This is a genomic window from Thalassovita sp. ABM4_323, from assembly GCF_056158665.1.
On record NZ_JBSWTS010000007.1, the window covers coordinates 104,219 to 127,052 of the forward strand.

21 protein-coding genes and 1 riboswitch are annotated in these 22,834 nt (G+C 61.1%); of the genes, 7 read left to right on the top strand and 14 right to left on the bottom strand.

Annotated elements, in window-relative coordinates:
• Positions 1–99 precede the first annotated feature (99 nt).
• Positions 100–534, bottom strand: coding sequence for a L,D-transpeptidase (locus tag ACXADQ_RS02765; RefSeq protein ID WP_475315055.1), 435 nt, complete (start codon positions 532–534; stop codon positions 100–102).
• Between the two features lie 76 nt (positions 535–610).
• Positions 611–1,042, bottom strand: coding sequence for a tellurite resistance TerB family protein (locus ACXADQ_RS02770; protein ID WP_475315059.1), 432 nt, complete (start codon positions 1,040–1,042; stop codon positions 611–613).
• A gap of 122 nt (positions 1,043–1,164) precedes the next feature.
• Between ACXADQ_RS02770 and ACXADQ_RS02775 the strand changes: the two genes are divergently transcribed.
• On the top strand, positions 1,165–2,739 hold the full coding sequence (locus tag ACXADQ_RS02775; protein ID WP_475315064.1) for a lysine--tRNA ligase: 1,575 nt from the start codon (positions 1,165–1,167) through the stop codon (positions 2,737–2,739).
• Positions 2,740–2,930: 191 nt separating this feature from the next.
• Positions 2,931–5,222, top strand: a complete 2,292-nt coding sequence (locus ACXADQ_RS02780; RefSeq protein ID WP_475315068.1) for a glycosyl hydrolase family 28-related protein — start codon at positions 2,931–2,933, stop codon at positions 5,220–5,222.
• Here ACXADQ_RS02780 and ACXADQ_RS02785 read toward each other — a convergent pair.
• Positions 5,219–5,704 carry a HugZ family pyridoxamine 5'-phosphate oxidase gene (locus tag ACXADQ_RS02785; RefSeq protein ID WP_475315071.1) on the bottom strand — a complete coding sequence of 162 codons (486 nt, stop codon included), beginning with the start codon at positions 5,702–5,704 and terminating at the stop codon, positions 5,219–5,221. The genes ACXADQ_RS02780 and ACXADQ_RS02785 overlap by 4 nt on opposite strands.
• Positions 5,705–5,771: 67 nt before the next feature.
• Entirely contained in the window at positions 5,772–6,413 is a 642-nt protein-coding gene (locus ACXADQ_RS02790; protein WP_475315075.1) for a hypothetical protein, read from the bottom strand.
• A 117-nt stretch (positions 6,414–6,530) separates the two neighbouring features.
• Here ACXADQ_RS02790 and ACXADQ_RS02795 point away from each other — a divergent pair, with 117 nt between their 5' ends.
• Positions 6,531–6,851: an antibiotic biosynthesis monooxygenase family protein gene (locus ACXADQ_RS02795; RefSeq protein ID WP_475315078.1), complete on the top strand. Its 321-nt coding sequence runs from the start codon at positions 6,531–6,533 to the stop codon at positions 6,849–6,851.
• A 27-nt stretch (positions 6,852–6,878) separates the two neighbouring features.
• Here ACXADQ_RS02795 and trxC read toward each other — a convergent pair whose 3' ends face one another.
• Both trxC and ACXADQ_RS02805 read right to left on the bottom strand, forming a co-directional pair.
• Positions 6,879–7,310: a thioredoxin TrxC gene (trxC, locus tag ACXADQ_RS02800; RefSeq protein ID WP_475315082.1), complete on the bottom strand. Its 432-nt coding sequence runs from the start codon at positions 7,308–7,310 to the stop codon at positions 6,879–6,881.
• A gap of 54 nt (positions 7,311–7,364) precedes the next feature.
• Entirely contained in the window at positions 7,365–8,051 is a 687-nt protein-coding gene (locus tag ACXADQ_RS02805) for an arylesterase (RefSeq protein ID WP_475315086.1), read from the bottom strand.
• Between the two features lie 16 nt (positions 8,052–8,067).
• Here ACXADQ_RS02805 and ACXADQ_RS02810 point away from each other — a divergent pair, with 16 nt between their 5' ends.
• The 3 genes from ACXADQ_RS02810 (at position 8,068) to ACXADQ_RS02820 (ending at position 12,194) form a co-directional block, all read left to right on the top strand.
• Complete coding sequence (locus ACXADQ_RS02810; protein ID WP_475315090.1) at positions 8,068–8,754, top strand: ABC transporter ATP-binding protein; 687 nt, start codon at positions 8,068–8,070, stop codon at positions 8,752–8,754.
• On the top strand, positions 8,751–11,267 hold the full coding sequence (locus ACXADQ_RS02815) for an ABC transporter permease (RefSeq protein WP_475315094.1): 2,517 nt from the start codon (positions 8,751–8,753) through the stop codon (positions 11,265–11,267). Before ACXADQ_RS02810 ends, ACXADQ_RS02815 begins: the two co-directional genes overlap by 4 nt.
• 63 nt (positions 11,268–11,330) lie before the next feature.
• On the top strand, positions 11,331–12,194 hold the full coding sequence (locus tag ACXADQ_RS02820) for an inositol monophosphatase family protein (protein ID WP_475315099.1): 864 nt from the start codon (positions 11,331–11,333) through the stop codon (positions 12,192–12,194).
• Positions 12,195–12,236: 42 nt separating this feature from the next.
• Here ACXADQ_RS02820 and gcvP read toward each other — a convergent pair whose 3' ends face one another.
• From gcvP to ACXADQ_RS02840, 4 genes are all read right to left on the bottom strand, one after another.
• Positions 12,237–15,074 carry an aminomethyl-transferring glycine dehydrogenase gene (gene gcvP / locus ACXADQ_RS02825; protein ID WP_475315103.1) on the bottom strand — a complete coding sequence of 946 codons (2,838 nt, stop codon included), beginning with the start codon at positions 15,072–15,074 and terminating at the stop codon, positions 12,237–12,239.
• An 87-nt stretch (positions 15,075–15,161) separates the two neighbouring features.
• Positions 15,162–15,521, bottom strand: coding sequence for a glycine cleavage system protein GcvH (gene gcvH, locus ACXADQ_RS02830; RefSeq protein WP_475315107.1), 360 nt, complete (start codon positions 15,519–15,521; stop codon positions 15,162–15,164).
• 20 nt (positions 15,522–15,541) lie between these two features.
• Positions 15,542–16,666, bottom strand: a complete 1,125-nt coding sequence (gene gcvT, locus ACXADQ_RS02835) for a glycine cleavage system aminomethyltransferase GcvT (protein WP_475315111.1) — start codon at positions 16,664–16,666, stop codon at positions 15,542–15,544.
• Positions 16,667–16,826: 160 nt separating this feature from the next.
• Positions 16,827–16,912, bottom strand: a riboswitch (glycine riboswitch).
• A 56-nt stretch (positions 16,913–16,968) separates the two neighbouring features.
• Positions 16,969–17,415 carry an RrF2 family transcriptional regulator gene (locus ACXADQ_RS02840; protein WP_475315115.1) on the bottom strand — a complete coding sequence of 149 codons (447 nt, stop codon included), beginning with the start codon at positions 17,413–17,415 and terminating at the stop codon, positions 16,969–16,971.
• 76 nt (positions 17,416–17,491) lie between these two features.
• On the opposite strand from ACXADQ_RS02840, the gene ACXADQ_RS02845 reads away from it, so the two are divergent.
• Positions 17,492–18,124 carry a gamma-glutamylcyclotransferase family protein gene (locus ACXADQ_RS02845; RefSeq protein WP_475315119.1) on the top strand — a complete coding sequence of 211 codons (633 nt, stop codon included), beginning with the start codon at positions 17,492–17,494 and terminating at the stop codon, positions 18,122–18,124.
• Between the two features lie 64 nt (positions 18,125–18,188).
• On the opposite strand, the gene gltX is transcribed toward ACXADQ_RS02845, so the two are convergent.
• The 4 genes from gltX to ACXADQ_RS02865 form a co-directional block, all read right to left on the bottom strand.
• Positions 18,189–19,508 (bottom strand): glutamate--tRNA ligase, encoded by a 1,320-nt coding sequence (gltX, locus tag ACXADQ_RS02850; protein ID WP_475315122.1) that lies wholly within the window; start codon positions 19,506–19,508, stop codon positions 18,189–18,191.
• Between the two features lie 224 nt (positions 19,509–19,732).
• Positions 19,733–20,158 (bottom strand): DUF1801 domain-containing protein, encoded by a 426-nt coding sequence (locus ACXADQ_RS02855; protein ID WP_475315126.1) that lies wholly within the window; start codon positions 20,156–20,158, stop codon positions 19,733–19,735.
• Positions 20,159–20,200: 42 nt separating this feature from the next.
• Positions 20,201–21,067: a DMT family transporter gene (locus ACXADQ_RS02860; RefSeq protein ID WP_475315131.1), complete on the bottom strand. Its 867-nt coding sequence runs from the start codon at positions 21,065–21,067 to the stop codon at positions 20,201–20,203.
• Positions 21,067–22,728: an NAD+ synthase gene (locus ACXADQ_RS02865; RefSeq protein WP_475315134.1), complete on the bottom strand. Its 1,662-nt coding sequence runs from the start codon at positions 22,726–22,728 to the stop codon at positions 21,067–21,069. Before ACXADQ_RS02865 ends, ACXADQ_RS02860 begins: the two co-directional genes overlap by 1 nt.
• Positions 22,729–22,834: the final 106 nt, after the last annotated feature.

Consider the following 22,834-nt stretch of genomic DNA (forward strand, 5'->3'; position numbering starts at 1 on the left):
GATTGAAAAAACTTCGCAGCATCAATTACAGGCAGAGTGCCGCTGACGTGGCGTTTTGTCAAAACCTTTTCTTCGCCACCTTTTGTCAAATCGATCAAACTAAGGGTGAACGACGATATAGGTTGCCTCTTTCCCGACCCTTTGCACGAGCGCAAAAAGCTGTTTGGCATGGTCCGGATGCAACCGGATACAGCCCGCCGAGGCGGGCTGCCCCAGCTTCGAGATTTCATTCGTACCGTGGATCGCATAGTGCCCCCTAAAGAACACAGACCAGGGCATCGGGGCGTTGTTATACAGGCTCGAGCGATGGTTGGCCGACAAGAACTGCGGGTGATACGTCCCAACCGGCGTGATCTTGCCCGGACGCGCCGACGAAACCGGCCACAAATGCAGCTTTCTGTTGTCCAAATAGACCCGCATCCGCTGCTCGGACAGGTCTACGCGCACTTGCAGGACCTCGGCATCAGATCGGTGAGGGACTGCCAGAACAAGCAGCATCAACATCCCGATAAGGCAGGCGAATTTACTGGTCATCACCCGCCAAGATGATGCAAGCGCACAGGTCTGTCAAAGATTTCAGGGCTTCGCCACGCGGATGTGATTCCCTGTGTCAGAGACTGATATGGCGCGCACGTGCGCCCCGCTCGATCGCAGCGGCGTGCAAACGGTCGATCTCCAGCTCATAGCGGATTTCCTCCAGCAGGCGCAGTTCGGTCTCCTGAAGGGTGCCATCCGCTGCGGCAACATCACAGGCCAGCGCATAGGCGGTTTCGAACAGTTTTTCCGGCAGGTTGTCGCGGATCAGACCGAAAAGGGCGTCCAGGCCGTCCTCTTCTCCGAACAAATCCATCACAGTTTTGCCCATGACGTTCATCCGGTCGATGTCATATTCTGCAAAAACCGGCAGGTGATTCACTGCATTCTGAATTTTCACCAACTCGGCGGTGCGCAGCTCTTCGTCCGAGGCCGAAACGGCAATCATCAACGCCACAAGGCAATCCTGAGGGCTTAGCGGGTGGGAAACGTCGGCTTCTTCGGTCATTTTCATGGGTCCTGATGATCGTTGTCGCAGTGCAGAATATTGACTGTGGCCCCCCGCCGCAATAGGAAGCGGCGGTCTGCCGCGCATGGGGCGCGGGCGGACCCATTTTGTTGGAGCAAGACATGTCTGACCTGCGTGACGCCGCATTGAAATCCAAAGCCTGGCCTTTCGAGGAAGCCCGCAAGCTGGTCAAACGCTATGAAAAACAGCCCCCCGCAAAGGGACATGTCCTGTTTGAAACCGGCTATGGCCCCTCGGGGCTGCCGCATATCGGCACCTTTGGCGAGGTCGCGCGGACGACGATGGTCCGTCGCGCCTTCGAGCTGATCAGTGACATTCCCACCCGTCTGATCTGTTTCTCGGACGATATGGACGGGATGCGCAAAGTGCCTGAAAACGTCCCGAACCAGGACCTGCTGCACGCCAACATCCAGAAACCGCTGACCGCCGTGCCAGATCCGTTCGGCGAATATGACAGCTTTGGCAACCACAACAACGCCATGCTGCGCCGGTTCCTGGACACGTTCGGGTTTGAATACGAGTTCTACTCGGCCACAGAATTCTACAAGACCGGTCAATTTGACGAGGTCCTGAAGCGCGCTGTCGAAAAATACGACGACGTGATGAAGGTGATGTTGAAGTCGCTGCGGGACGAGCGGGCGGCGACCTACTCGATCTTCTTGCCGATCCACCCGGAAACCGGCCGCGTTCTGTACGTGCCGATGAAAGAGGTGAACAAAGACGATTACACCATCACCTTTGACGACGAGGACGGCAAGGAATGGACCCTGCCGGTCACCGGCGGCAACGTGAAACTGCAGTGGAAGCCCGATTTCGGCGCCCGATGGGCCGCGCTGGACGTGGATTTCGAAATGTACGGCAAGGACCACAGCACCAACACGCCGATCTATGATCGCATCTGCCAGATCCTGGGCGGCAAAAAACCCGAGCATTTCACCTATGAGCTGTTCCTGGATGAAAACGGCGAGAAGATTTCCAAGTCGAAAGGCAACGGGCTGACGATCGATGAATGGCTGACCTATGCCAGCACGGAATCTTTGTCGTATTTCATGTACCAGAAGCCCAAGACGGCCAAACGGATGCATTTCGACGTGATCCCCAAGGCGGTGGACGAGTATCACCAACAGCTGCGGGCCTTCCCCGGGCAGGATGCGGTGCAGAAGGTGAACAACCCGGTCTGGCACATCCACAACGGCAATCCGCCGGAATCCACCATGGTGGTGCCCTTCGGGATGCTGCTGAACCTGGCCTCGGTCTCGGGAGCCGAGGACAAGGAAACCATGTGGGGTTTCATCCAACGCTATGCGCCGGACGCCAGCCCCGAAACCAACGCCGATATGGATCAAGCTGCGGGCTTTGCCGTGCGGTACTACAATGACTTCGTGAAGCCGACCAAAGTGTTCCGTGCGCCCTCTGATCTGGAGCGCGAGGCCCTGACCGAGTTGCGCGACGAGCTGGCCACCTGGGATGGCCCTGTGGACGCAGAAGAGCTGCAAGGGCTGGTGTTCAGCGTCGGACGCGAGCGGTTCGATCCAATGCGCGCCTGGTTCAAAGCCCTGTACGAAGTGCTGCTGGGTGCCAGCCAAGGCCCGCGTTTCGGCGGGTTCATTGCGCTTTACGGCATCGAAGAAACCATCGCGCTGATCGACAAGGGCCTGGCCGGAGAGCTGGGCTAAACCCACACGAATTCAATTTGATAGGGCCGCGCCAACAGAGCGCGGCCCTGTTTTGTTGCGGGCCACCGTCACGGTGGCCTCAGGTCGTTTTAACCTTCTGTTTGCTATCTCCTTCTCACCCGGGCGTGGCCCCGGACAGCGGTTTTTCCTGTTCGACACGAGCGCGAATGGGTCAGTGGAAAGGAAACGGAATGAACAAGGCGATCACCGATGGCGTAACCTTCATGCCCACGCCCTTTGAGCAGGGACTGGATGTTTGGTCCAGCGAATATGGGACGCCCGGATCGGACACCTATGACGGTGCAACAAACGCGGCATTTGTCCCCGCAGACCAGGATTTTTCGGGCTGTCTGGAGCTGCAAAAGACCGACTCGGTTCAGCGACTGCGCTATATGGGCGACACGCCCTTTTTCCCCGGTTGTTATCTGCGGATAACGGCGCGGGTCAAAGCCGTTAGCGGCAACCTGCCCAGCGTGCGTATTGCCGGCTGGCCCGGAGATTCCTCGGGAACCCTTGTGCCAAACCTGAACTGGCATGGCCCAACTGTCGACCTGACAACCTATGGCCAAGTGGTCGAGGTCACCGCGATTGTGGGCTCGGGCAACCGGACCGGCGTGGATGTCGTCTGGCCCGATCCCGTGGCCATCGGGCATATGGGGCTGGACCTGACGGGCTCGAACGGGGGTATTGTCCGCATTGACGACATACAGATCGAGGATGTGACCGAGGTCTTTTTGCGCAAGATGATGGACTGGGTGGACGTGCGCGACTTTGGCGCTGTTGGGGACGGTGTGACCGACGACACCGCCGCCTTCGAGGCCGCTGATGATGCTGCGAATGGGCGCGAGGTTCTTGTCTCGGACGGGACATATTATGTGGGCTCCACCCTGACGATGGAAAGCCCCGTTCGATTTGAGGGCACGCTGGTCATGCCGGATTCCGCCATGCTGGGCCTGACCCAAAACTTCGATCTGCCCAGCTATATCGACGCCTTCGACGGGGACGAAGGCCTGGCCTTTCGCAAGGCGTTTCAGTCACTGCTGAACAACGCGGGACATAAGTCCCTAGATCTGGGCGGTCGGCGCATCAATATCACCGAGCCCATCGATATGCAGGCCGCTGTGAACAACCGCACCGAATATGCCACGCGCCGGCAGATCATGAACGGCCAGTTCTACGCCGAATCCTCGAGCGACTGGGATACCGAAACCTTTACGTCCGTGGCGACCTATTCGACCTCGGACACCAGAACGTTGTCGAATGTGGGGAATGTGGCCAATATCCCTGTTGGTTCGTTGGTTACCGGGAATGGCGTTGGACGCGAAGTCTATGTCCGCAGCAAGAATGTGAGCCTGGGGCAAATCACCCTTTCCAAACCGCTATATGATGCGGTGGGGACGCAGACCTATACCTTTACGCGCTTCAAATACATGCTGGATTTTTCGGGTTTCACGAAATTGTCCAAGTTCATCATGTCGGACATTGAATTTCAGTGTAATGCGCGTTGCAGCGGTATTCTGATGGCCCCGGCCGGGCTGATCTTTGCGCTGAAAGACAGCTTTATGACGCGCCCCTTGGATCGGGGGATCTCCAGCATCGGCGAAGGCTGTCAGGGCATGTTGATCGACCGCTGTCAGTTCTTGTCCGATCAGACCGGGACACCGGCGCAAAACCGGACCGTGATTGCGCTGAATGCGAACGGAAACGATGTCAAACTGCGCGACAACCGGATCACCCAGTTCCGCCATTTCGCGGTTTTGGCGGGGACCAGCTCGATCATCATTGGCAACCATTGGTTCCAGGGGGACAACGAACCCGAGGGGCTGCGCACGGCCGGACTGATCCTGACCAGTTCGCATAACCGCGCGACCATCACTGGCAACTATATCGACAACTGCTCGATTGAATGGACAAACGAGCACCACGCCGAGCCAGATCAGGAAGACGAGTTTTCGTTCAGCGCCTTGAACATCTCGGACAACATTTTTCAGGCGATCGACGCGGCACCGTGGTCTCGGTTCATCGTAGTCAAACCCTATGGGGCCGACCATTTCATCAATGGTCTGAACATCACGGGCAATGTTTTCCGGTCGATGCAGACCGTCCTGGACAGGGTCGAGGGAGTGGATACCTCTTTTGCGGATCTGGACTATGGTCGGATGCGCAACATCCTGATCAAGGGGAATACCTTCAACAACATTGGCCGCGGGATCGAAAACCCCCGGGTGGTGGACGTGTCGCAAAACACGGCTGCGGATGCCTGGACCGTTGACTGCAGCCAGATTCTGGCCTTTGACGGTCGAGCGCGCAATGTGACCTCCTTGGTGGCCGAAGGCCGTATCCGGAACGCTGCTGGCAGCAACAATTGGGATTTCCCATATGTGCAAACCGAGCAGGGGTCGAATGACGATCAGGTTGTGATCAATTTCTCGGAACCTGTGACGGGTGACATGGTCATGACCGTTCGCATGGACAATTTCTAAGCGATCAGGTCCTTCGGTCCCAACTGGAACGCTTTGCCAAAACCTCCGTTCAGGAAACCACGGCGGGGCAGGAACCGGACAAATCCAAAATCCCCCAGGGATAAATAAAGCTTGGCTTTGGGATGGCTGCGCAGATATTGCGCGGCCATTTCCACATGCGCCGGGCTGTTGGATGCGACAAACTCGGCTTGGGCCTGATAGGTCAGCCGAGGATGGGACAACACATCGCCTTTGGGTCCAGGCTCGCCCAACAACAATGCGCAGTTGGGATTTGCCTGAAGGGCGCGGGTATGCTGCGCCAATTGCGACACCAACGAGACCGGCGTGCCAGAGGCATCCAACGCCAGGGCCACCCGGCTGAGAAACGGGGCCGGGCTATCGGGATCCGTCACGGCCAACGCCGCGAATGTGGCTTCGCTCAGCAACTGGTGCGCAAGGCTCCGCGCCTGATCATCAACGGATTGAAACAGCGACGTCGTCATGTGTCCAGGTTAGGGCGCGCGCGCTGGCCGTGCAACCAGGTCCGCTGCGGTCCCCGGCTCCGATGCCTTAGAATTCCATCCAGATCGCCAGTTTCAGAGCAGATCCGCGCCCGCCAAGCACCGTTTGGCTGAACCCGATTTCGGCATGAGTGTGTTTTCCAAGGCGGCGCACGACCGAGGGTGCGATTTTCAGGGTGTTGCTAACCTCGGGCACGATTGCGCTTTGGAACTGAACGAAGGCCTTCCACTTGTCCGAGGGCGAAACCCCGATGGTGCTATCGACCTTATAGCTGACCAGCCCTGACCACAGGTCGATCGTGGCCATGGCATCAATGGCTATCCATCCTCCGCCATACGGGGTCGCGATTCCGCGCCCATACGACAAGGTGGTGCGGCTGACGGGTCGCCCGGCGCCGTTGCCTCCCCCGACCTCCAGCGCAAGGCGATGTCCTTTGTCAGACTCCCAGAGCGGCACACGCGTAAAAAACAGCGCCGAGATGGCCCCCGTCGAGGTCATCCCCGTATCAACGCCGATCGTCATCCAGTCCCACAATCCATATTCGGCGTAATAAGAGCTGAGGAAACTGCCATCTGCCCCCCAGGTACAGGACGAAGCGCTGAACCAACCGCCCTTGGCGCGCTGCCACGCCCCGGCCTGCGCGGGAGACGTCGACAGAATGAACAACAGGAACACCAGCACGATCCGCATGGGACGCCTCCCTTGGGTTCAGTGTTACTTAAGCTTGGTAAATGATCCGTTAACCAAATCCCCCTTTGGCGTCGCGCGCCCCGGATGCTAGGCTGAAATCCGAGGATGGAGGAAAAAATGCCCAAGATATCAAGCGACAACCCGTTCCAGACCGTTATCACCACCTTCGAGATGACGCCCGGAACCTGCCAGGATCTGCTGGACGCATTGACCGATGCTTATGACAACTTCATTTCGAAACAGCCCGGATTCATCGGGGCCGGGCTGCACGTCAATGATGCGCAGACCAGGATCGCCAATTACTCGCAATGGGAACGGCGCGAGGATTTTCAGGCCATGCTACGCACCGAAGAGATGCGCAATCGCAATCGCGCCATCAACGATCTGTGCAAAAGCTTCGAGCCCGTGATGTATGACGTGGCCAAGTCCATCGACTAGACCACGTCAACGGGGCGCGGAGGGCTGTTAGACCGCGCCCTTCACCCACGAAATGATATTGGCCGCCGGTAGGGCACCGGATTGACGAGCGCGTTCACGCCCTCCGGCAAAGGTGGCCATCGTGGGAATTCCCCGGATGTTGTATTTCGCGCCGGCGTTTGGGTGATCCTCGGTGTTCAGCTTGACCATACGGGCGGCCCCGTTCAGCTCGGCCGCGGCCTTAGAGAATTCAGGCGCCATCATCCGGCACGGGCCGCACCACGGGGCCCAGAAATCCACCACCAGCGGCAGATCATCGTTACGTGCGGCCTTTTGCAGGGTGGCCAGATCAACCTCGGCGACCTTGCCCCCCACCAGCTTGGCGCCGCAAGTGCCGCATTTGGGGCCGGCGCGCAGCTTGTCCTGCGGGATACGATTGACCTGCCCGCAGTCCAGACAGGTAAGCTTCATGGATGGCATCTTTGCCCCCTCAATACATCAGTTGTTCAGAATGTATGAACGATCCGGCCCGGTTCAAGACCCGCCCTGCGCCTGCACCCGTTGGATCAGCGCCAGAACATGCGGCCCAAGATCCTGCACAATCATCCCCACACCTTCGGCGTTCGGATGAATACCGTCCGGTTGGAACAAAGGCTGCAGGTCGGCCGGAGTGCCCTCGCCCAGACCGGCAAAGAAATTGGGCGTGAACAGCGCCCCGAATTCCTCGGCCAGCTCGGGGTACATGGCCTCGAATTCCTGTCTATAGGCGGGTCCATAGTTCACAGGACCGGGCATACCGACCACCAGAATTTCCAGCCCGTTGTCCTGGGCAACCTGCAAAATCCCGCGCAGATTGGCCCGTGCCGCCGCCGGATCAATCCCGCGCAGCATATCATTGCCACCCAGCGTCACCATGATCCCGCCGATGTCCCGCGTCAGCGACCATTCGATCCGCGACAGCCCCCCTGCGGTAGTGTCTCCGGACACGCCCGCGTCGATCACCCGCACATCCTGACCCTGCCCCGCCAGCCAATCGCGCAGCTGCGGCACCAGACCTTCGTGATCCATCAGGCCATATCCAGCTGTCAGACTGTCCCCAAAGGCCATGATCGCCTTTTGCTGCGCACTGACCGCAACGGGCCACAGCATCATCACAGACAGAAGCGCCATCAGCACCTTGCCCCGCAAACGGCGCACCCCATATGAGAGAGAAGTTTTCATGGAAAGGATCTTGGGCATGTCTGAACCGGTTTTGTCACTGTCAAAGGCGGAGTTATCCCTAAGCGGGAACGCAGGCTTGGTCGAAATTCTTCACGGCATCACCCTGGATGTCCAGAGCGGCGAGTCACTGGGCCTGATCGGGCCATCGGGGTCGGGCAAATCCTCTCTCCTCATGCTCATGGGCGGGCTCGAGCGCGCCACGGGCGGCACCATCACCGCTTTGGGCCAGGACCTGACCACCATGGACGAAGATCAACTGGCCCGCTTCCGTCGCAAACATATGGGGGTGGTGTTCCAATCTTTCCACCTGATCCCGACGATGACCGCGCTGGAAAACGTCGCAACCCCCCTGGAACTGGCCGGAGATCGCGACGCGTTTGACCGCGCGATGGAGGAATTGAAGGCCGTCGGCCTAGAAGACCGAGCCGATCACTATCCCAGCCAGATGTCTGGAGGGGAGCAGCAGCGCGTTGCGCTGGCCCGCGCCGTGGCACCGCGCCCGGATATCCTGCTGGCGGATGAGCCGACGGGCAATCTTGATGGGGCCAACGGTGCAGCGATCATCGACCTGCTGTTTGGCTTGCGCGACCGCCACGGGGCGACCTTGGTTTTGGTGACCCACTCGCGCGAATTGGCCAGCCGTTGCGACCGGGTGATCCGCCTGCGCGATGGCCGCATCGACATGCAGGAGGCTGCGGCATGAGCCTGTCCGTCGCTGCTCGATTTGCCCGGCGCGAACTGCGCGGGGGGCTGCGGGGTTTTCGCATTTTCCTGGCCTGTCTGACCCTGGGCGTGGCCGCGATTGCCGGTGTCGGCAGCATCCGCGCAGGGATCGAGGCCGGTCTGGTCCAAGAGGGCGCGGCCCTTCTGGGTGGGGACGCGGAAATGGAATTCACCTATCGCTTTGCCAGCGACGCCGAACGCGAATGGATGGCCGAAGTGGCTGATAACGTGTCAGAAATCGCCGATTTTCGCTCGATGGCCGTGGTCGGGGATGAACGCGGGCTGACGCAGGTGAAAGCGGTCGATGACATGTACCCACTGATCGGCGCGGTCGGGTTGGCACCGGACATGCCCTTGGGCGTCGCGTTGGATGGGGCAAACGGCTTGCCCGGCGCGGTGATGGAGCGCGTGCTGATCGACCGTATGGGCCTTGAAATCGGCGATACGTTCCAACTGGGCACACAGGGTTTTACCCTGATGGCTGCGCTGGAGCGAGAGCCGGACAGCGCCGCTTCGGGTTTTGGTCTGGGGCCGCGCACCATCGTGCGCAAAGAGGCGCTGGCGCAGTCCGGTCTGCTGGTTCCCGGGTCGTTGTTCGAGGCCAAATACCGCCTGGACTTGCCTGACGGCACCGATCTGGAGACCACGAAATCCGCCGCCGTCGATGCCTTTGAAAACAAGGGGTTACGCTGGCGCGATTCCCGCAATGGCGCGCCGGGCATTGCAACCTTTGTGGACCGTCTGGGCGCGTTTCTGGTGCTGGTCGGCCTGTCCGGTCTGGCTGTGGGCGGTGTCGGGGTCTCGGCCGCTGTGCGTGCTTATCTGGCCGGTAAAACCAGCGTTATCGCGACCTTGCGCAGCCTTGGGGCCGAACGCAGCGTGATTTTCCAGACGTACTTTCTGCAAATCGGCGCTCTGTCGCTGTTGGGGATTGCCCTGGGCCTGATCCTTGGCGGAGGTGTCCCCGTTCTGCTGGCCCCGATCCTGACCGCGCAATTGCCAGTGCCGGCAGTCTTTTCGATCTTTCCGGAACCCCTGTTCGAGGCCGCAGTGTATGGCCTGTTGACCGCGCTGATCTTCACCCTCTGGCCACTGGCCCGCACCGGAGAGGTCCGCGCAGCCACCTTGTTCCGCGACGCGATGGCCGGGGCGCGGCTGTTCCCGCCGCTGCCTTACGTGCTGATCACGCTGGCCTTGGTCGGTGCGTTGGTTGGCGTCGCGATCCTGTTTTCGGGCACGGTCGAGCTGACGCTTTGGACCGCAGGCGGCATTCTGACGGCCTTGATCGTGCTGGCTTTGGCCGCGCTTGGCATCCGCCGCCTGTCTCGGCGCACACGTACCGCAGCGCGGGGCCTGCCCGCCCTGCGATGGGCCGTGGCCGCCATCGGTGGCACCCGGGACGAGGCCACGCCCGTGGTCTTGTCGCTGGGTCTGGGACTGGCCGTTCTGGCCTCGGTTGGGCAGATTGATGGCAACCTGCGCCAGGCAATCTCGGGCAACCTGCCGGATGTCGCGCCCAGCTATTTCTTTGTCGATATTCAGCGCGATCAGATGCCCGGTTTCCTCGAGCGCGTGGAAAACGATCCGCAGGTGGACCGCGTGGAATACGCACCCATGCTGCGCGGCGTGATCACGCGGATCAACGACATCCCCGCTGACGAGGTCGCGGGGGATCACTGGGTCGTGCGGGGCGATCGCGGGATCACCTATGCAGGGCCTCAGCCCGAAAACACCGCGATCACTGCGGGCGAATGGTGGCCCGAGGATTACAGCGGCCCGCCACAGATCAGCTTTGCCCGCGAAGAGGCCGAGGAAATCGGCCTGTCGCTGAACGACACGATCACCCTGAATATTCTGGGCCGCGACATCACCGGCACCATCACCAGCTTCCGTGAAGTCGATTTTTCGACCGCCGGGATGGGTTTTGTGATGGCGGTGAATGAAAACGCTCTGAAGGGTGCGCCGCACAGCTTTATCGCGACGGTCTATGCCGAAGAGTCCGCCGAGGCCGCAATCCTGCGCGATCTGGCCAGCCAATACCCCAACATCACCGCGATCCGCGTGCGTGATGCGATTGACCGGGTCAGCGTGATGCTGAACGGCATTGCCTCGGCCACGTCCTGGGGTGCGGCGGCGACGCTGCTGACCGGGTTCCTGGTGCTGATCGGCGCGGCGGCAGCTGGCGAACAGGCCCGCAGCTACGAGGCCGCGATCCTGAAAACCCTGGGGGCCTCGCGCAATCGCATCCTTGGCAGCTTCGCCCTGCGTGCGGGACTGCTGGGCGCGGGCGCGGGCTTGGTCGCCCTGGCGGCGGGCATCGCGGGCGGCTGGGCCGTGTCCTATTACGTGATGGAGACCGATTTCACCATAATCTGGTCCTCGGCCATCGGGATTGTCGCGGGGGGCGTGATCGCGACCTTGCTGACCAGCCTGGGCTTTGCCCGGCGCAGCCTGACCGCGCGACCCGCACAAATCCTGCGTGCGCGCGAATAGCCACGTTGCATTCGTATTCCGCGGGTGCAACCCATTGTGCATCCGCAGAATCACGAGGACCAGATGACAGACACGCTCCCTATGCCGGTCACGGCGCTGACCCGCGCTCAACAGACCAGCCTCGTAAATCTTGTGCGCCGCGCCGCCAAGACCGAGATCCTCCCGCGTTTTCGCAACCTGTCCGCCCATCAGATCGACACGAAATCCGGCCCTCAGGACCTGGTGACCGAGGCCGACACCGCCGCCGAGGCGATGATCGCGCGCGGCATCCTGCGCCTGTTCCCAAATGCCGTGGTGATCGGCGAAGAGGCCGCCAGTGCCGATCCCTCTTTGCGCCAGAAAGCGGCCGAGGCCGAGCTGGCCTTTATCATCGATCCGGTCGACGGGACCTGGAATTTCGCCAATGGCGTGCCGCTGTTCGGCGTGATCCTGGCCGCAACCCGTTTTGGGCGCCCGGTCTTTGGTCTGCTGTATGATCCGATGGTGGATGACTGGGTGATCGCGGATGACCTGTCACGCGCACGCATCGACGGGGCGGGCCGCACGGAAACCTCGGCCCATGTTTCGATCGGGGGCGAGCTGTCGGACCTTTCCGGCATCATGCACTACTATCTGATGCCCAAGGACACGCAGGCCAAACTGGCCCCGGTGCTGCCGGAATTCTACCGGATGAGCTCGATGAGTTGTTCGTGCCACGAATACAGGGTGATGGCGCAGGGCGGCGTGGATTTCACCCTGTCGGGCATGCTGAACCCGTGGGATCACGCAGCGGGTGTGCTGTTGTGCCAACAGGCAGGGGGCGTTGCGAAAATGCTGGACGGGCGTGATTACGACATCAGCATTGAAGAGGGCTATATCCTCTGCGCGCCCAACCAGGATACTTGGGACAGGCTGCGCGACGCGCTGGCCCCTGCCCTGCTGGATTAGATTGCGAAAAAGGCCCCGGATTTCCGGGGCCTCTTGCTGTGATCACTCGGTGTAGTCTTCCATCGGGGGGCAGATACACACCAGGTTCCGGTCACCATAGGCGTTATCCACCCGGTTCACCGGCGGCCAGTATTTATCGACCCGGAACGCACCCGGAGGATAGCATCCCTGCTCGCGCCCATAGGGCCGGTTCCATTCGCCGACCAGATCCTCGACCGTGTGCGGCGCACGTTTCAGCGGGTTGTTTTCCGCGTCCAAAGTGCCGTTGGCCACGTCGTCGATCTCGGCCCGGATGGCCAGCATGGCGTCGCAGAACCGATCCAGCTCGGCCTTGGTTTCCGATTCCGTGGGTTCAACCATCAGCGTACCTGCAACCGGCCAGCTCATGGTTGGGGCATGAAAACCGCAATCCATCAGGCGCTTGGCAATGTCATCCACGGTGATCCCGGCGCTGTCGGCAAAGGGGCGCGTGTCCAGAATGCATTCATGCGCCACACGGCCCGTGGGGCCCTGGTACAGAACGTCATAGGCGCCCTCCAGCCGCTTGGCGATATAGTTCGCGCCCAGAATAGCAACGCGCGTGGCCTGCGTCAGCCCATCCCCGCCCATCATCAGGCAATAGGCCCAGCTGATCGCCAGGATCGAGGCCGATCCGTATGGCGCCGCAGACACCGGCCCCTCGGTTCCACCCGTTTCCGGATGGCCGGGCAGATGCGGCACCAGGTGTGATTTCACCCCAATCGGGCCCATGCCGGGACCGCCGCCACCATGCGGGATGGCAAAGGTCTTGTGCAGGTTCAGGTGGCTGACATCCCCGCCCAGATCTCCGGGGCGCGACAGCCCAACCATCGCGTTCAGGTTGGCCCCGTCGATATAGACCTGCCCGCCATGTTCGTGGGTGATGGCGCAGACCTCTTTCACCGTTTCCTCGAACACACCATGCGTGCTGGGATAGGTGATCATGCATCCGGCCAGATCGGCGGCATGTTTTTGCGCCTTTGACAGGAAATCGTTCAGGTCGATATCGCCGTTTTCCATGGATTTCACCGGCACGACCTTCCAGCCGACCATCTGAGCGCTGGCCGGGTTGGTGCCGTGCGCGCTCATCGGGATGAGGCAGACATTGCGATGCCCTTCGCCCCGCGCCTGATGATAGGCGGCGATTGTCAACAGCCCCGCATATTCCCCCTGGGCGCCACTGTTGGGCTGCATCGAGAAATCGTCATACCCGGTGATGTCGCACAGCATCCGGCTAAGATCGCTGATCATTTCCGCATATCCCGCGGCCTGATCAACGGGGACAAACGGGTGAATGTCGGCAAATTCCGGCCAGCTGATCGGAGCCATCTCGGCGGCTGCGTTCAACTTCATCGTGCAGCTGCCCAGCGGGATCATCGCCCGATCCAGCGCCAGGTCACGATCGGCCAGACGGCGCATATAGCGCATCATCTCGGTCTCGGCCCGGTTCATGTGGAAAATCGGATGGGTCAGGATATCGCTGGCCCGCAAGGCATGTTCCGGCAGGCGCCATTCGCCCGGCTGATCGTCCTTGCGGGTGATGCCAAAGGCGCGCCAGACGGCCTCGATCGTCGCGGGAACCACGGCCTCGTCCAGGGTGATGCCGACCTTGGTTTTGCCCACGGGGCGCAGGTTCACGCCCTCATCCACAGCCGATTTCAGCACCGCCTGTTGCAGTGGGCCAACCTCGACCGTCACCGTGTCAAAGAACGTTTCGGGCGCGACGCTGAACCCGGCCTCTTCCAGCCCTTTGACCAGCCGCACAGCCTTGCGGTGAATACGCTGCGCAATCGCACGCAGCCCGTCCGGCCCATGGAACACCGCGTACATCGAGGCCATGACCGCCAGCAACGCCTGCGCTGTACACACGTTCGAGGTGGCCTTTTCACGCCGGATATGCTGTTCGCGCGTTTGCAGCGACAGACGATACGCCCGGTTGCCGCGCGCATCTACGGACACACCCACCAGACGCCCCGGCATCGCGCGTTTGAAACTGTCGCGGCACGCCATATAGGCCGCGTGCGGACCACCATAACCCAAAGGCACGCCAAACCGCTGGGTCGAGCCCACGGCGATATCCGCCCCCATCGCGCCGGGCTCTTTCAACAGCACCAGCGCCATCGGATCGGCGATCACGATCCCCACGGCCTTGGCCGCATGCAGCGCCTCCATTTCAGCGGTGAAGTCGCGCACATGACCATAGGTGCCGGGGTATTGGAACACCGCGCCGAACACGGCCTCGGGCTCCAGATCTTCGGGGGCGCCGACAATCACCTCGATCCCCAAAGGCGCCGCACGGGTCTGCATCACCGCGATGTTCTGAGGATGACAGTTTTCATCCACGAAAAACGCCTTGGCCTTGGACTTCGACACGCGCTGCGCCATGGTCATCGCCTCGGCCGCTGCCGTCGCCTCGTCCAGCAAGCTTGCATTGGCGATTTCCAAACCCGTCAAATCGCTGACCATAGTCTGATAGTTGATCAGCGCCTCTAGCCGCCCCTGCGAGATCTCGGGCTGATAGGGCGTATAGGCCGTGTACCAGGCCGGGTTTTCCAGGATATTGCGCTGGATCGCGGGCGGCGTCACCGTCCCGTGATAGCCCATGCCGATCAGACTGGTCAGAACCTGGTTCTTCTCGGCCACCTCGCGCATCCGGCGCAGCATCTGGCGTTCGCTCAACCCCGTGGCAATTTCCAAAGGCGCCTGGGCCCGGATCGCGGCAGGCACCGTCTGGTCGATCAAAGCGTCCAAACTGTCCGCGCCCACCACCTGCAACATCTCGTCCATTTCAGCCGGAGACGGGCCGATGTGGCGACGGTTGGCAAAATCATAAGGCAAATATTCCGTGGGCTTGAACGCCATGGTCCCTGCTCCTTTGCGTGCTTTTTCTTGGTCCAAATACCCTCGCCGAAGGCGTTCCAACGCCGCCTTCACGCAAAGAGTCAGAGGTTAGCCGACCAGCTCGGCATAGGCGTCTTCATCCATAAAGCTGTCCAGCGCGCCCATGTCGTCGATCTTCAGCTTGAAGAACCAGGCCTCGCCCAGCGGGTCCTCGTTCACCTTGCCGGGTTCGTCGACGATGGCCTCGTTGACCTCGACAACCTCGCCATCCAACGGGGCCGAGATGTCGGACGCCGCCTTGACGCTTTCGATCACAGCCACCTCGTCGCCGGTGGACACCATGGTGCCGATCTCGGGCAATTCCACGAACACAACATCCCCCAGCTGGGTCGAGGCATGTTCGGTGATCCCCACAATCACCACATCCCCATCCACGCGCAGCCATTCATGATCTTCGGTATATTTCATCGGATTTCTCCCTGTTCGCTTTATCGTTTGAAGTTGGCTGGGACGAAGGGCAGCTGAACCACCTGCACAGGCAGGCGTTTGCCGCGCACTTCGCCAAAGATTTGAGTACCTGGCGCGGCCATGTCCGAGGGCACATAGCCCATCGCCACAGGCCCTTGCACCGTCGGCCCGAACCCGCCCGAGGTCACCTGCCCAATCGCCGCGCCGCCCTCGGCATCGGCAAACAGCTGCACGCCTTCGCGCATCGGGGCGCGCCCTTCGGGGCGCAGGCCGACGCGGGCGCGGGTGGCTCCGTTTTCCAGTTCCGTCAGGATGCGTTCGGCCCCCGGGAAACCGCCCGCACGCGCACCATCGGTGCGGCGGATTTTCTGGATGGCCCAGGTCAGGCCCGCCTCGATCGGGGTGGTTTCGGTGTCGATGTCATGGCCATACAGGCACAATCCGCCCTCCAGCCGCAGGCTGTCACGCGCGCCCAGACCGATGGGCAGAACGGTTTCGTCCGCCAGCAGAGTACGGGCCAACCCGTCCGCCGCGTCAGCGGGAACCGAGATTTCATACCCGTCCTCGCCGGTATAGCCCGAGCGCGAGATCCAGCACTCGGCCCCGTTCAGATCGACAGTCGCCACATCCATGAATTTCATCTCGGCCACGGCAGGGTTCAGCGCCGCCAGTGCAGCCTCGGCCCCCGGGCCTTGCAGGGCCAGCAGCGCGCGATCCTCGATGACTTCGACGGCGACGCCTGCGGGCATGTTCGCCTGCAAATGCGCGATGTCGGCGTCCTTGCAGGCCGCATTCACCACCACGAACAGATGATCGCCCCGGTTGGCCAGCATCAGATCGTCCAGAATGCCGCCCGCCTCGTTGGTGAAAAACCCATAGCGCTGCCGGTTCTGGGCCAGCCCGGCGATATTCACCGGGACCAGCGCCTCTAGAGCCAGGGCAGCCGTTTCATAGTCAGGGCCGCGCAGGATCACCTGCCCCATATGGCTGACGTCGAACAGCCCGGCGGCATCGCGCGTATGCTGGTGTTCCTTCATCACGCCCGCGGCGTATTGCACCGGCATGTCATAGCCCGCAAACGGCACCATCTTGGCGCCCAGTTCGCGATGCAGGTCATCCAGCGGTAATGTCTTCAGATCAGTCATGGCATCCCCTGTCTTTGCGGTAACCGAGGTGACATGAAGCCCATCCCCGGCATCACACCCGCCACAAATGCGGCGGAACACTTGATGCCCCCTCTGTCACGGTGCCTGAGATCGCTATCCCTTCGGCGGACGCGTCTGGCGCGCCTCTCTCCAGAGTTTTTCCATCCGATCGGTCCCTTGGGCCTGAGAGTTTCCGGGGCGGTTGCTCCTTCGGCACCGGTTACCCGGTTCTCCCGATCTGATAATTTCTGCTTAGACGAGTTGCTTGCGCACGGCAAGGGGTCGTTTTCGACCCCTCAGGATCAGGCGCGGCAGGCGACGGGTGACATCAGCTCGATCAGTTGATCATTTCCGCAGACCAGTTCGTCAAGCGTGATGTCATCGAGATGCTTGTAAAAGGCCTCGGCCGCGCCCGCGATGGCAGTTTTTAGGCGGCAGGCCTCGATCAGCGGACAGGTGTTGTCGACGTCGGCGAAACATTCGGCGATGGGGACGTTGGATTCCAGCGACCGAAACACATCCCCGATGCGGATGTCAGCCATCGCGCGCCCCAGCTGAATACCGCCGTTGCGGCCCCGCTGCGTATGCAGATAGCCCAGCTGCCCCAACTGGTTGATGACCTGCGCCAGATGGTTTTCCGAGGCGTTGCACCGCTTCGCCACTTCGGATTTGGTGACCAATCGCCCCTCGTTCGAGCCACAAAACATCAGGACACGGATGGCGATATTGGTTCGTTTGGTAATGCGCACGTCAGTTTCCCCTAGGGCAAAAGTTGATTAAAACTGCCGAAATCAACAGAATTTGGGATTGATATGGATCAATCGAATGCTTTTTATCTGCATCATGGATGCATTTTTCTTTGGATATGGGTCACTTGTGAACCGCAACACCCATGACTTTGGCAACGCAGAACAGGCCCGCGCGCGGGGTTGGAGACGGGTTTGGCGCCACACTGCGCTGCGTCCTGTCGCCTTTTTGACAGCGATTCGCGATGAGACATCCGAGATCGAAGGCCTGATCGCGCCCGTCCCCAACGGAGATTGGCGCGCCCTGGATCACCGCGAACGCGCCTATGATCGGGTTCAGCTGGCTGACGTCGCGCACCATCCCCTGCCCTTTACGCCGGACGTGGCGATCTACTCGATCCCTGCGGGCAAACATGGCGCCCCGACGATGGCGCACCCGGTGCTGCTCAGCTATCTGGACGTGGTGGTTCAGGGCTATCTGCAGGAGTTCGACGAGGCTGGCGTGGCCCATTTCTTTGACACGACCGATGGCTGGGACGCGCCCATTCTGGATGATCGCACCCACCCGCACTACCCGCGTCACCAAACGCTCTTGCCCGAGGAAACCGCCCTGGTGGACCACTGGTTAAACAAAATTGAGGCTCGGATCGTGCATCTGGACGATCACCCGCCCATTCCGCGCGCACCAGCCGAGGCGAAATCCAAGCCCTAGCCCAGACAATCCAACAGAAAAGGCCAGCCGCATTGGGCTGGCCTCAATCAATCTTGGCGCTGACTTAGCGCGCCTTGATCACCTGCAGCAGAGGCATCAGGTCGCCCATGTCGGGCCCACGGCTTTGGCCGGTGATGGCTTTGCGCAGCGGCATGAACAGGCCTTTGCCTTTGCGACCAGTGGCCTCTTTCACGGATGTGGTCCAGCTTTTCCAGGTGTCCCCGTCAAACGGGCCTTCGGGCAGCAGCAGCATGGCCTGCGCGATGAATTCCTTGTCTTCATCGGCAATGTCAGGCTCGGCACCGTCACGGCACAGGGCCCACCACCCGGCCAGATCGGCCTTGATGGTGATGTTGTCGCGCATCACGGTCCAGAATTGTTCGGCCATCTCATCGGGCACACCAAGGGCATGGATATCATCGGATACCGCCGCGTAGGGCTGCAATTGCAAATAGTGACCCGTCAGCGGGAACAGGTCCTGCACGTCGAACTTGGTCGGCGCCGAGCCGAAATGCGTCAGTTCGAACCCCTCGGCGATTTCATCCAACGAGGTGCGCAGCTCGACCGGATCAGACGAGCCCAGACGCGCCATCAGCGACAGCACAGCCGCCGGTTCGATCCCCTGTTCGCGCAGGTCCTTCAGCGCCAGCGTGCCCAGACGTTTGGACAGCGCCTCGCCCTGCGGGCCGGTCAACAGCGAATGGTGCGCAAAACGCGGCGCCGTATGGCCCAGGGCCTCCATGATCTGAATTTGCGTTGCGGTGTTGGTCACGTGGTCCGAGCCACGAACAACATCCGTCACGCCCATATCCGTGTCATCCACCACCGAGGCGATGGTGTACAAAACCTGCCCATCCGCTCGGATCAGCACCGGGTCAGACACCGAGGCCGCGTCGATCGAGATATCGCCCAGAATGCCATCGGCCCATTCGATGCGTTCCTGGTTCAGCAGGAAACGCCAGTACCCTCCACGCTCTTCGCGCAGCTTGGCTTTTTCCTCGTCCGACAGGTTCAGCGCCGCGCGGTCATAGACCGGAGGTTTGCCCATGTTCAGCTGTTTCTTGCGCTTCAGGTCCAGCTCGGTCGGGGATTCGAAACACTCGTAGAAGCGGCCGATTTCACGCAGTTTGTCCGCAGCCTCGGCATAGAGATCCAGCCGTTCGGACTGACGTTCGATCCGGTCCCAGGTCAGGCCCAGCCACTCCAGATCGCGTTGGATCTGGTCCACGTATTCTTCTTTGGACCGCTCGGGATCGGTGTCGTCAATCCGCAGGATGAACTGACCGCCAGCCTTGCGGGCGATCAGATAGTTCATCAGCGCGGTGCGCAGGTTACCAACGTGAATGTAACCCGTAGGCGAGGGTGCAAAACGTGTCGTGGTCATGGGAATCTCCTGTTGGCGCCCCCCATTCCACATGTGACGCGGATTGTCCAGAAAATCGGGCCTTATGCGGCCATCAGCTTTGCTGTCGAGCCCCGCGCTTCACTTAGACAAAGAAGGCCCGCGTGTCCTGGATCCGAAACTATGAGAAAGCTTAAATGCGCGTGTGGGCTCTATTCGCCGCGACCAACACGTCTGACTTGACCCAAATAAACGACAATGCCCGCCTAGGCTGGCTGAACCGGCCAAATCTGGTTCAGATCATGCAACCCGGTGCGGATCAGTTCTGCCAGTACATCCAAGTCTATATCGGCCAGCTTGTTCACATAGAGACAGGATTTGCCCAGCTTGTGCTTGCCCAAACGGCCCAGGATCGCGGAATAGTCCTGGTATCCCGGCATGATATAGATCGACAGGTTCGACTTGCGCGGGCTGAAACCGGTTGCCAGGAACGTGCCCTCGCGGCCGCTGGCATAGCGATAGTCATAGCGCCCGAACCCCACGATTGATGCCCCCCACATCACCGGCTGGAATCCGGTGACCTGTTGGAACAGGTCCAGCAATTGCAGCCCGTCCGCGCGCCGGGTGGGATGCTCGACCACGTTCACAAACGCCAGTGGGGATTGATCTGTTGGAACGGTTTTGTTGGACATCACCTAGCCTTGCTGCGATGTCCCAAGATTAGCACGCCGCGCTTACTGCGTCACCAGGATCACGGCGCCGGATACCACAAGGGCGGCGATCAGATAGTTGCGAGGGCGCAGGGTCTCGCGGCGGAACACCAGCACCCCGAACAGCAAGGTCCACAGCGGCGTGGTCGAGGCCAGCGGGGCCACCACGGTGACCGATCCCATCGACAATGCCCCGTTCAGCGACAGGATGCCCAGGCCGTTGATCACCCCGCTCAGCATGAACCAGCGCACCGCGCTTCCGCTCGAGGCTAGGCGTCGGATACCGCGATCCCGGGCGAACAAGATCAGGGCCAGGACCACAGCCGAGACGCTGGCCGTGACCAGCGCGGCAAAATAGGGGCTGGGCGCGGTTTCCATGCCAAGTTTCATTGCCGGTTGGGAAAAACCGCGCACCGTTGCAGCCCCCAAGGGAAAGACCAGCACCCATAGCGGCCAGCCACGGGAAAACCCGCGCGAGGGGACAGCCGACAACACCAACCCGCCCACCATCAGCGCCAGGGCCAGCCCCGAGCGCGGGCCGAAGCTTTCGCCCAGAAACAGGATCGCGGGCAGCGTGGCCAGCACGGGCACGAAGGCGCCAAGGGCCGAAGTCAGTGCCGGCCCGACGCGTTGCACCGAGAAGATCTGAAAGGTCTGCCCCATCGCCGGAAAAAAGATGCCAGACACCGCAAAGATCAGGGCGCCTGTCGTGGCGAACCAGGCCCAATCAATGACAAACGGCGCGCCCAGCCAGAACACGGTCGCCATCGACACCACGGACAGAAACGCGCCGGTCAGCCCGTCGGCCCCATCCAGCCCCTTGCGGTGAATATGGACGTTAAATCCGAACAGCGCCCCGGCTCCCAGGGCGAGGGCCGCAGCCAGCAGCATCAGCTGGGGTCGCGCCAGCAATTCACGATGGGATAGCGCCGATCCAGCCAGAAGGCCCGCGGACTAAGCCGCGCGCCGGGTGCGGACTGGAACCGTTTGTATTCGCTGATATAGATCAGGTGCTCGACCCGCTTGACCGTGTCGCGATCGAACCCGGCGGCCACGCAATCGGCCACGCTGGCCTCGCCATCGACCAGCATCATCAGGATCGCGTCCAGCACCTCGTAGGGGGGCAGGCTGTCTTCGTCTTTTTGATCCGGGCGCAGCTCGGCCGAGGGGGGTTTGTCGATGATCGAAACCGGGATCACCTCACCCTCGTTGCCCATCATCCAGTCGGGGCGATGGTTGGCATTGCGCCAGCGGCAGCAATCAAAAACACGCGTTTTATACATGTCCTTGATCGGGTTATAGCCGCCCGACATGTCGCCATAGATCGTGGCATAGCCCACCGCGACCTCGGATTTATTGCCCGTGGTCAGCAGCATTTCACCAAACTTGTTCGACATCGCCATCAGCAGCAGCCCGCGCAGACGGGATTGGATGTTTTCCTCGGTGATGTCGGGCTCCATACCCGCAAAAAACGGGGCCAGCGTGTTGGTGATCGCCTGACGCCCCTCGGCAATCGGCACGAAATCATAGCGACAGCCCAGACGTTCGGCGATGTCCTTGGCGTCATCCAAGGACCCTTGCGAGGTATATTCCGAGGGAAGCATCACACAGCGCACGTTTTCCGCCCCCAGGGCATCCACGGCAATCGTCGCCACCAGCGCAGAATCAATGCCGCCCGACAGGCCCAGCAGCACCTTTTTGAACCCGGTTTTGCCCATGTAGTCGCGCAGGGCCTCGACCATCACGCGATAGTCTTGCTCCATGTCATCCGGGTGATGGGTCTTTTCGCCGGGCACCACGGTCCATCCGTCCGCACCGCGTTGCAGATCAACATGCGAGATCGCCTCGTCGAACACCGGCAATTGCATCGCCAGATCCCCGTGCGGGTTCAGCACGAAACTGCCACCGTCAAAGACCTGATCATCCTGACCGCCCACCATGTTCAGATAGATCAGCGGCAGACCAGTTTCGACCACGCGGGCCACCATCATGTTCAGGCGGACCTCCATCTTGCCCCGGAAATAGGGGCTGCCATTGGGCACCAGCAGGAACTCGGCGCCGGTTTCCTCCAGCGTTTCGGCGACATCTTCGTGCCAGGCATCCTCGCAGATGGGGCTGCCGATGCGCACGTCATTCACCGCATAAGGGCCACCCAAGGGGCCACTGTCGAATACCCGAACCTCGTCAAACACGGTCTCGTTGGGCAAATGGTGCTTCAGCACGCAATTGGCGACTCGCCCGTGCCGGCAGATATAGTAGGCGTTATACAGCTTGCCGTCCTGCACCGCCGGGGCACCGATCCCCAGCGTGGGCCCATCCGCACATTGCGCAGCCAACGTTTCCACGGCTGCAATCGCCATCTGGTGGAACACCGGCTTCATCACCAAGTCTTGCGTGTTGTAGCCTGTGATGAACATCTCGGGCAGAGCCACCATATCGGCGCCAGCGGCCCTGGCCTTTTGCCAGGCCTCATAGGCCTTGGCGGCGTTGCCAGCCAGATCACCCACGGTTGGGTTCAGCTGCGCAATTGTCAGGCGGAATTTGTCGGACATGACGTGCCCCTTGGTTCTGTTCGTCCCCCCCGATTTAACAGAACCACCGGCGAGGAAAAGCCGCTTTGACCAAAAGGCGTTGTCTAGGGCCGGTTGCTCCACTAGA